The 9,044-nt window shown below is 34.5% G+C and carries 11 protein-coding genes and 1 tRNA gene; 10 read left to right on the top strand and 2 right to left on the bottom strand.

All coding sequences use genetic code 11. The features are described 5' to 3' along the window. Positions 1 to 98 precede the first annotated feature (98 nt). From D1606_RS09925 to tsaD, 6 genes are all read left to right on the top strand, one after another. Positions 99 to 587: a pyridoxamine 5'-phosphate oxidase family protein gene (locus D1606_RS09925; RefSeq protein ID WP_119415853.1), complete on the top strand. Its 489-nt coding sequence runs from the start codon at positions 99 to 101 to the stop codon at positions 585 to 587. Positions 588 to 717: 130 nt separating this feature from the next. After that, a tRNA-Asp gene (locus tag D1606_RS09920) sits at positions 718 to 794 on the top strand. Positions 795 to 935: 141 nt separating this feature from the next. After that, on the top strand, positions 936 to 1,382 hold the full coding sequence (tsaE, locus tag D1606_RS09915) for a tRNA (adenosine(37)-N6)-threonylcarbamoyltransferase complex ATPase subunit type 1 TsaE (RefSeq protein WP_119415852.1): 447 nt from the start codon (positions 936 to 938) through the stop codon (positions 1,380 to 1,382). Next, positions 1,379 to 2,083 carry a tRNA (adenosine(37)-N6)-threonylcarbamoyltransferase complex dimerization subunit type 1 TsaB gene (gene tsaB / locus D1606_RS09910; RefSeq protein WP_119415851.1) on the top strand — a complete coding sequence of 235 codons (705 nt, stop codon included), beginning with the start codon at positions 1,379 to 1,381 and terminating at the stop codon, positions 2,081 to 2,083. Before tsaE ends, tsaB begins: the two co-directional genes overlap by 4 nt. A gap of 8 nt (positions 2,084 to 2,091) precedes the next feature. Next, entirely contained in the window at positions 2,092 to 2,535 is a 444-nt protein-coding gene (gene rimI, locus D1606_RS09905) for a ribosomal protein S18-alanine N-acetyltransferase (RefSeq protein ID WP_119415858.1), read from the top strand. After that, on the top strand, positions 2,535 to 3,557 hold the full coding sequence (tsaD, locus tag D1606_RS09900; RefSeq protein WP_119415850.1) for a tRNA (adenosine(37)-N6)-threonylcarbamoyltransferase complex transferase subunit TsaD: 1,023 nt from the start codon (positions 2,535 to 2,537) through the stop codon (positions 3,555 to 3,557). Before rimI ends, tsaD begins: the two co-directional genes overlap by 1 nt. Before the next feature lie 438 nt (positions 3,558 to 3,995). On the opposite strand, the gene D1606_RS09895 is transcribed toward tsaD, so the two are convergent. Beyond that, the gene (locus tag D1606_RS09895; RefSeq protein WP_119415849.1) at positions 3,996 to 5,936 is read right to left on the bottom strand and encodes an ABC-F family ATP-binding cassette domain-containing protein; all 1,941 of its coding nucleotides are present in this window, start codon (positions 5,934 to 5,936) and stop codon (positions 3,996 to 3,998) included. Positions 5,937 to 6,063: 127 nt separating this feature from the next. On the opposite strand from D1606_RS09895, the gene D1606_RS09890 reads away from it, so the two are divergent. The 3 genes from D1606_RS09890 (at position 6,064) to tatC (ending at position 7,785) form a co-directional block, all read left to right on the top strand. Then, positions 6,064 to 6,696 (top strand): redox-sensing transcriptional repressor Rex, encoded by a 633-nt coding sequence (locus D1606_RS09890; protein ID WP_119415848.1) that lies wholly within the window; start codon positions 6,064 to 6,066, stop codon positions 6,694 to 6,696. A 94-nt stretch (positions 6,697 to 6,790) separates the two neighbouring features. Further along, positions 6,791 to 6,985: a twin-arginine translocase TatA/TatE family subunit gene (tatA, locus tag D1606_RS09885; protein WP_119415847.1), complete on the top strand. Its 195-nt coding sequence runs from the start codon at positions 6,791 to 6,793 to the stop codon at positions 6,983 to 6,985. A gap of 17 nt (positions 6,986 to 7,002) precedes the next feature. Beyond that, positions 7,003 to 7,785 (top strand): twin-arginine translocase subunit TatC, encoded by a 783-nt coding sequence (tatC, locus tag D1606_RS09880; protein WP_119415846.1) that lies wholly within the window; start codon positions 7,003 to 7,005, stop codon positions 7,783 to 7,785. 38 nt (positions 7,786 to 7,823) lie between these two features. Here the strand turns inward: tatC and D1606_RS09875 are convergent, their stop codons facing one another. Continuing rightward, positions 7,824 to 8,549: a CPBP family intramembrane glutamic endopeptidase gene (locus D1606_RS09875; protein ID WP_233548067.1), complete on the bottom strand. Its 726-nt coding sequence runs from the start codon at positions 8,547 to 8,549 to the stop codon at positions 7,824 to 7,826. Between the two features lie 194 nt (positions 8,550 to 8,743). Between D1606_RS09875 and groES the strand changes: the two genes are divergently transcribed. Then, entirely contained in the window at positions 8,744 to 9,028 is a 285-nt protein-coding gene (groES, locus tag D1606_RS09870; RefSeq protein ID WP_119415845.1) for a co-chaperone GroES, read from the top strand. The last annotated feature ends 16 nt before the right edge of the window (positions 9,029 to 9,044 follow it).

Genomic DNA, 9,044 nt, shown 5'->3' with positions numbered 1-9,044 from the left:
GTATTTTTTAATGATTATCGTATTTGTTGAGTACATTCTTATAATTTTATTTCTTTAGGGCACCATAGTGAATAATAACAAACGAGGTGATTAATCGAATGGAAAATAAGACTTACAAACAGAAGGAAATTATCAAATTAAGAGAACTAATTAAAAATATCGATACAGCAATGTTCACAACAAATTCTGAAGATGGTTTAGTTTCACGCCCAATGAAAACACAGGAAGTTGAATTTGATGGAGATCTATGGTTTTTCACAAAAAAAGAGACAGATAAGTATCGAGAGATTCTCCAAAATTCAGATGTCAATGTAACTTATGCAGGGAAATCTTATGTATCAGTACGTGGAAAGGCTGAAATTGTAGAGGACATAAATAAAAAGAAAGAATTATGGAACGCTGCTTATGAAAAGTTAATGGAAACAAGTTATGATGATCCAAATGTTATACTATTGAAAGTAAAAGTGGAAACTGCTGAATATTGGGAAACTGGGAATATGGTCAAACAGATGATTTATTTTTATCAAAAGATAACTGGTAATAATTCTTATAATGAGAAGATGAATGAAACCATTTCATTGAATTAATTTTGAATATTCTAATTTTAAAAGCCGCTATATTTAAATAAGGCGGCTTTTTTCTGATAGAAAAGTAATTATTAAGAAGGGTATTGTTAAAATTATATATTCTTGATAAAATTAACATTGTCAGAAAGAAGGTCCGGTAGTTCAGCTGGTTAGAATGCCTGCCTGTCACGCAGGAGGTCGCGGGTTCGAGTCCCGTCCGGACCGCCATTTATCTTAAATGTTCATGCAAACACAGCTAAGAGGCTGTGTTATTTTTTTGTGTTTAGAGAAATACAGCTCGTTCACTTTGAACATTTTTGTAGGTTTAGGTAAACTATAATTAATGTGAAGCTGAGAGGACGAAGACAAATGGAAATAATGGTTGCTTCATTAGAAGAAACGAACCAATTGGCATTAAAGTTAGCTAAATTATTACAAGCACAAGATACGATTACGTTAGAAGGAGATCTTGGTGCGGGTAAAACCACGTTTACGCAATTTTTAGCAAAAGGATTAGGGATTAAACGGACTGTGAATAGCCCAACATTTACAATTTTAAAGCAATATGAGGGACGCATACCCTTTAATCATTTAGATGTCTATCGTTTAGCAGATAGTGATGAAGATCTTGGATGGGATGAAATTTTTTATGGAGATGCTGTATCTGTCGTAGAATGGGCACACTTAATAGAACAAGATCTACCTGCTGAGCGTTTGGCAATTGAGATTCAACGTGTTGATGAAAATACAAGACGATTTTTATTGAAACCAATTGGTCAGCATTATGAACAATTGTGTGAGGAGTTAATAAAATGATTTGGTTAGGTATAGATACTGCAAATTCGCCTTTGGCTGTTGCTATCGTTAAAGATGGACAAATACTTACAGCTGAAGTAACGAATATTAAAGTTAATCATTCTGCTGGTGTAATGCCAGCGATTGAACATATTTTTAAGAAGGTCAGCATTTCTCCGAAAGAGATAGATGCAATTGCTGTTAGTCAAGGACCTGGTTCATATACAGGTGTTCGTATTGGTGTTACCATTGCAAAAACTTTATCATGGACATTGCAAAAGCCTTTAGTAGGAGTCTCAAGTTTACAAGTTCTTGCAGCAAATGCTGCAATGTTCCAAGGTATTATTTGTTCTCTAATCGATGCTAGACGTCAAAATGTTTATGCTGCTGCATATGATTCCACGATGGGACTTGCTCCGATTGTGGAGGATGGTCATTACAGTATGCTTGGATTATTAGAACAGCTTAAAGAAATAGGAAAGCCGGTTCTTTTTGTAGGACATGATGTTGATAATTTTTGGGGGTTGATCCAACAAGAGTTAGGAAATAGTGCAATAAGAGCACCTTATGCTCTCGACTTACCGAGTGCAGCACAGCTTATTCATCTTGCGGAACAACAAGAGTTACCATCGATTGATGCTACACATACCTTCGTGCCAAAATATTGTCGCTTAGCAGAAGCAGAGGCAAATTGGTTGAAAGAACAGAAAGGCAAACAATAGGTGAGTGGATGATTACGTATCGACAAATGACTATTGATGATGTAGAGGCAGTACATCGTATTGAGGAGTCCGTCTTTGCTACACCTTGGACAATGGATGCCTTTTATCATGAAATGACAACAAATACACAAGCCTCATATGTCGTTGCTGTGGATGAAACAAATTCAATCGTAGGTTTTTGTGGAATGTGGATTGTTTTAGATGAAAGTCAAATTACGAATGTCGCTGTTCTACCTGCTGGTAGAGGAAAAGGCACTGGTGAAGGTTTAATGCGCGAAGCAATTCGAATTGCAAAGGAACATGGCGTCGTCTTAATGAGTTTGGAAGTCCGTGTAACTAATATTGTCGCGCAGAATTTATACCGGAAACTTGGATTTCAAGAAGGCGGTATTCGTAAAGGTTACTATACTGATAATCAAGAGGATGCTCTTGTCATGTGGGTGAATTTATAATGGAAAAAGATTTATATATATTAGGTATTGAAAGTAGTTGTGATGAAACCGCTGCTTCAATTGTAAAGAATGGTCATGAGATTGTTTCCAATGTGGTAGCATCTCAAATAGAAAGTCATAAACGTTTTGGTGGAGTTGTTCCTGAAATTGCTTCCCGCCATCATGTTGAACAAGTAACAATTGTAATTGAAGAAGCACTTCTACAAGCAAATATGAAACCTGAAGATTTGGATGCAGTTTGTGTGACAGAAGGGCCTGGGCTCGTAGGTGCATTATTAATAGGTATTAATGCTGCGAAGGCTTTTGCTTTTGCTAACAATTTACCGTTAGTTGGGGTGCATCATATAGCAGGTCATATTTATGCTAATGCATTAATCCAACCTATGGAATTCCCATTGTTAGCGTTAGTCGTATCTGGCGGTCATACAGAGCTTGTTCTTATGAAGAATGATGGTTGTTTTGAGTTAATTGGAGAAACACGTGATGATGCTGCTGGTGAAGCTTATGATAAAGTAGCGCGTGTGTTAAATATTCCATATCCAGGTGGACCTAAAATCGATCAACTAGCTCACGAGAGTGATGGAGCAGTAGATTTTCCTCGCGTTTGGTTAGACCACGATTCATATGATTTTAGTTTTAGTGGATTAAAATCTGCTGTTATTAATTATAAGCATAATGCAGATCAGCGTGGAGAAGAGATTAACCCGATGCATGTAGCAAAAGGTTTTCAAGATAGTGTTGTAGAGGTATTAACTGCAAAAACATTACGAGCAGCGCGTGAATTTAATGTTAAGCAAGTTATCGCAGCTGGTGGTGTCTCTGCAAACAAAGGTTTGCGGACAGCATTGGAAGAAGCCTTTGAAAAAGAAGGTATTCCTTTCTATGTACCACCATTAAAATTGTGCACAGATAATGCGGCAATGATCGCAGCTGCTGGTTCATCTATGTTTAAAGCAGGGAAACGAAGTGATCTTACTCTAAATGGACGTCCAGGTTTAGAATTAGTCTCATGGAATAAATAAGTTTATTAAAAGTTGAGGTTATCGCTATAAGTCGATAACCTTTTTCTTTGCAAAAATAATAAGAAAATTCTAAAATAGTCCACAGTTTGTTGATAAGTTGTGGATAAAATGTGTGTTTTCTATATATAGTAGTAAGTTTTTCACAATTATCTGTGCGTAACTTATATAAAATCTGTGGATAATGTGGAAAAGTATTTTCAAACATTGAAATATAAAGGTTTATAATGTGTATAAATTTGTGGAGAAAAAAATGATGAATATTTAGTATTGACCAATATATAGACAATATATACAGCAATTCGACAAATAATTCATGATAAAATTTTCTTGATCTTTTATTTGAGACGTTGAAGTTGATCTGTTATCTTAAAAAATAACGATAAAAGGCTACTAAATGTATTAGCACATGGACATTTAGTAGCCTTTTTAAATATTGAATTATACAAATTCCTCAAGTTGCTCATTTAGTTCTAGCCACTCTAATTCAATTTCTTCACGTTGTTCTTTAATTGTTTCTAACTCAGTTTGTAATATCATTACTTTTTCATGGTTTTGGAAAATTTCTGGATCACAAAGTTGCTCTTCTATAGTTTTAATTTGAAGATCCAAGTCACTTAGTGAGACTTCAATTTCTTCAATACGTCTTCTTATTTTGCGTTCCTTTTTCTTTGCTTCTTTATCGATTTGGTTATTCTTTTGTTTTTTTACGACAGTATCTTGAATTTGGGGAATTGCTGCTAATTTTTCGGCTGCAATTTCTTCAAGTTCTTTTTTCTTTTCAATATAGTAATCGTAGTCGCCGAGATATTCAGTTGCTCCGTCATTTGATAGTTCAACAACCTTTGTGGCAATGCGGTTGATAAAGTAACGGTCATGAGATACAAAAAGTAATGTACCAGGATAGTCAATAAGGGCATTTTCTAAAACCTCTTTACTATCCAAGTCTAAATGGTTAGTCGGTTCATCTAGTATAAGTAAATTTGACTTTTGTAGCATTAGTTTTGCTAATGAAAGTCGTGCTTTTTCGCCACCGGATAAATCGTGAACAATCTTATCTACATCTTCACCTGAGAATAGGAAACGACCAAGGACAGTACGAATATCTTTTTCATTCATTAAAGGCCATTCATCCCAAAGCTCTTTTAAAACTGTTTTATTACTTGTTAGTTTGGCTAGTTCTTGATCATAGTAACCAATTTGAACATTGGTTCCATAGTGAATATCGCCAGCAAGTGCTTGTTTATCTTTTACAATTGTCTTCAGTAAAGTGGATTTTCCAACCCCATTTGGTCCAACGAGGGCGATACGATCTTGTCTGTATAAGCGCATTTGAATATTAGTTGAAATTGCATGATTGTCATATCCAATAGATAGGTCATTAATAGATAGGACATCATTTCCACTTTGTCGATTTATATCAAAAGTAAAAGTTGCAGATTTTTCATCGCCATCAGGTGCATCCATCCACTCTGTTTTTTCAAGAACTTTGCGTCGGCTTTGAGCTAACTTTGTTGTTGAGGCACGCGCAAGGTTTTTTTGGATAAAAGTCTCAAGCTTTGCCTTTTCTCCTTGTTGTTTTTCATAGAGCTTACGATCACGTTCATAGTTCTTTGCCTTTTCACTTAGATAATCACTATAATTACCAGTAAATTTTGTGACGTGATGACGAGAGACTTCATATACAATTGAAACAACTTGATCTAAGAAATATCGGTCATGAGATACAATAAGAATAGCGCCATCATAATTTTTTAAGAAGTTTTCTAACCAGCTTAATGTTTCGATATCTAGATGGTTTGTAGGTTCATCGAGAATTAATAATTCAGGCTTACTTATTAGTAACTTAGCGAGAGCAAGTCGCGTCCTTTGTCCACCTGATAAGGAAGAAATCTTCTGATCATAGCTGTCAGGATAGAATTGCATACCATGAAGAATAGATCTTGTATCAGCTTCGTATTGGTAACCGCCTTGCTCTTTAAAATCATGTTGGAGTTGGTCGTATTCAGCCATTATTTTAGAGTAGGAATCTGCGTCTTCAAAAATTGAAGGCTCAGCCATTTTCTGCTCTAATTTTCTAAGTTTTTGTTCTTGCTTTTTTAATGGTTCGAAAATTGTCATCATTTCTTCCCAAATAGTAAGGGGAGATTCAAGGCCTGCATGTTGATCTAAGTAACCTAGTCGAATATCTTTTGGCATAATAATATCGCCGGAATCATAAGAAAGCTTTCCGGCAATTATTTTTAATAGTGTGGATTTACCTGCACCATTACGACCAACTAGTGCTACGCGATCCCGGTGCTGCACTTCGAGTTTAACGCCGCTTAAAATCTCATCGGCAATATATGATTTATATAATTGATTGACCTGTAATACGATCATATTAGACACCTCAGTTCAATTCTAGTTTAATGGAAGATACATATGTGTGCAACGAGAATAGCTTTACAGATAGCCAATCCTCATGTACTATTGAATGGATTTCGAATTGATTGTAGGAGGAAAAATTGTGAAAGCTTCAAACAAAATACCACAAGCTACTACAAAAAGACTTCCTCTTTACTATCGCTTCATCCTAAACTTTGCTGAAGCAGGACAAGTAAGAATTTCTTCTAAAGAACTAAGTGAAGCAATGAAAATCGATTCGGCAACCATTCGTCGTGATTTTTCATACTTTGGGGCTCTCGGTAAAAAAGGATACGGATATGATGTTCAATATTTACTAGATGTTTTTAGACAGGTATTAGACCAAGATGAACGAATGAATGTAGCGATAATAGGGGTAGGGAATCTCGGTAGTGCTTTGCTAAAATATAATTTTCAGAAGAGCCATAATATGAAAATTGTTGTGGCATTTGATACGAGTGGTACACCGGAAGGAAAATATATTAATGATATTCCGGTTTATCCACCAGATCTATTAGAAGAGAAATTTGCAGAATATAATGTGGAATTACCAATTTTAACTGTACCAGCTCGTTCAGCACAATTTATGACAGATAGGTTAGTAACAATAGGGGTGAAGGGAATATTGAATTTTACTCCAGTTAGATTAAGTGTGCCGGACTATGTTAGAGTACATACTATTGACCTTACAATTGAATTGCAAACTTTAAGCTATTTTATGCGTAATGATAAGTAGTGACGTAAAATATTCACAAATAGGGTACTAGTATAAATGGTAAAAAATATAATTTTGGGTTAAAATAAAGTCATATTATGAGGAGGTGTCTGTAATGGGAATTGGTGCTGGGAGCGCTATTATCATAGGGATTGTTGCCATACTAATTTTCGGACCGAAGAAACTACCAGAGCTTGGTAAAGCAATGGGATCTACTCTCCGTGAATTTAAAAACGCTACTAAAGGTTTAGCGGATGATGACGAAACAACAAAAAAAGTGTCTGAATCTGCAAAAACTGAAGATAAATAAGTTGGGATGTTAGTTGAATGAATAATACTGAACTAACTGTTGTTGAACATATAGAAGAGTTAAGAAAGCGGCTATATATTGTTGCCGTTTTCTTTGTGGTTGCTGTTATAGGTAGTTTCTTTTTAGCAGAGCCATTAATCCATTTCTTACAATATAGCAGTGAAGCAAAGAAACTACAGCTTCATGCATTTAAAATAACAGATCCTGTTAAAATCTATTTTCAAGTAATATTTATACTGGCTACTGTTATAACATCGCCTATTATCTTATATCAATTTTGGGCTTTTATCAGTCCGGGATTATATGCCAAAGAACGTAGGGCAACATTAAGATATATTCCTTACATTGTACTATTGTTTGTTGGTGGTGTACTGTTCTCATATGAAATTCTATTTCCATATATCATCAATTTTATGGAGAAGATGTCTTCAGAATTAGATGTACAACAAACAATTGGTATCAATGAATATTTCCAATTTTTAATACAGATTACTTTACCTTTCGGGATTGTTTTTGAGTTACCTGTGGTTGTACTATTTTTAACTCGTTTAGGAATCATTACACCACAAATGTTAAGTAAGGTACGTAAGTATGCTTACTTTATCTTGTTAGTTGTAGCTGACTTAATTACACCAACTGATGTTGTATCGCTATTTATCGTAGCGATTCCGTTATGTGTCTTATATGAGATTAGTATAATAATATCTCGTATAGGTTATCGAAAATATTTGAAAGCTGAACAACAACGTCAAATGGATCTTGCAATTAGTTCCATAGAAGAAAATCCTTCTATCAAATAGATAGAAGGATTTTCTTCTTTTCTGGAGAATTATCTAGATTATTGCATTTGTTGAAGTTGTTTTATGAATTCGTTGATCGGTTCTCTATAAAATTGAACGATAGTTATAAATCCATTTAACATCATGTGAGCAATAATAGATGTGATAATTCGTTTTGTCTTATGGTAAAGGAATGCGAATATAAAGCCAGATATTGCATATATTATGATGTGTGGAAAATCTAGGTGAATTATGGCAAAGACAATTGAACTAACTAGGGCAGCAACAAAGAAATTAGTAGTTTGTACGAGTGACCCAAATATAACGCGTCGGAATACAAACTCTTCAAGAACTGGCCCAAAAAAGACAATTGCAATGATTATAATCGGTGCAACATCAGTTATTGATAAAAGACTAGCAGTATTTTCAGAACCTTGTTTAATACCTAAATTACTCTCTATAATAGCACCAATAGACTGCCCAATCATTACCATAAAGAATCCTATAATTCCCCATAGAATAGATATAGGAAGGGAAGCTTTGTTACCTTTATAGATTTTCCAAAAGTTTGAGTCACGTGAAACTAATAGTATGGAAATGATAAGAGCAATACCCATACTAATAAAGGTGTACCAACCATTTGTAGTTAAAATAAGTTCATTTTTGCTCAATTCAGGATTACGACCTTGGATAAAGTGAAATAATGGTCGTATGAAAAAGAAACCAGATAGTTGCATTAAGATATAAACCAGTAAAATATATAACGCTGTTTTTTTGGATTTCAAAATCAGAACCCTCTCTAAATTGCTTAATTTACTTCATTTTAAAATATAAACGGATAAAAACAAAATTTTTTATGCTTCATACTTGCAAAAACAATTGTAATTCATTAATATAATAATTGTGTTAGCACTCAATAAGAAGGAGTGCTAATAATATATAAAATATATTTACTCATAATTCTAGGAGGTTGTTTCAATTGTTAAAACCATTAGGCGATCGTATCATTATCGAAGTTATCGAAGCTGAAGAAAAAACTGCATTCGGTATCGTGCTACCAGACTCTGCAAAAGAGAAACCTCAAGAAGGTAAAGTTGTTGCAGTTGGTACTGGATTCTTAACAGATGGTGGTAATGTAGTGCCACTTAACGTAAAAGAAGGCGACAACATCATCTTCTCTAAATACTCAGGTACAGAAGTAAAATACGAAGGTAAAGACTTCTTAATTCTTCGTGAATCAGACGTTCTAGCAGTCGTTGAATAATAAATTAATGATCAAA

It is taken from the genome of Rummeliibacillus sp. POC4 (assembly GCF_003576525.1).
Taxonomy (GTDB): domain Bacteria; phylum Bacillota; class Bacilli; order Bacillales_A; family Planococcaceae; genus Rummeliibacillus.
Note: the sequence above shows the minus strand (reverse complement) of the source record. Positions and strands in the feature narration are given on the sequence as shown.

Coding starts and splice junctions, on each gene's coding strand:
- D1606_RS09895 (WP_119415849.1), bottom strand. CDS start 5,936: ATGATCGTATTACAGGTCAATCAATTATATAAATCATATATTGCCGAT.
- tsaD (WP_119415850.1), top strand. CDS start 2,535: ATGGAAAAAGATTTATATATATTAGGTATTGAAAGTAGTTGTGATGAA.
- tatA (WP_119415847.1), top strand. CDS start 6,791: ATGGGAATTGGTGCTGGGAGCGCTATTATCATAGGGATTGTTGCCATA.
- tsaB (WP_119415851.1), top strand. CDS start 1,379: ATGATTTGGTTAGGTATAGATACTGCAAATTCGCCTTTGGCTGTTGCT.
- tsaE (WP_119415852.1), top strand. CDS start 936: ATGGAAATAATGGTTGCTTCATTAGAAGAAACGAACCAATTGGCATTA.
- rimI (WP_119415858.1), top strand. CDS start 2,092: ATGATTACGTATCGACAAATGACTATTGATGATGTAGAGGCAGTACAT.
- tatC (WP_119415846.1), top strand. CDS start 7,003: ATGAATAATACTGAACTAACTGTTGTTGAACATATAGAAGAGTTAAGA.
- D1606_RS09925 (WP_119415853.1), top strand. CDS start 99: ATGGAAAATAAGACTTACAAACAGAAGGAAATTATCAAATTAAGAGAA.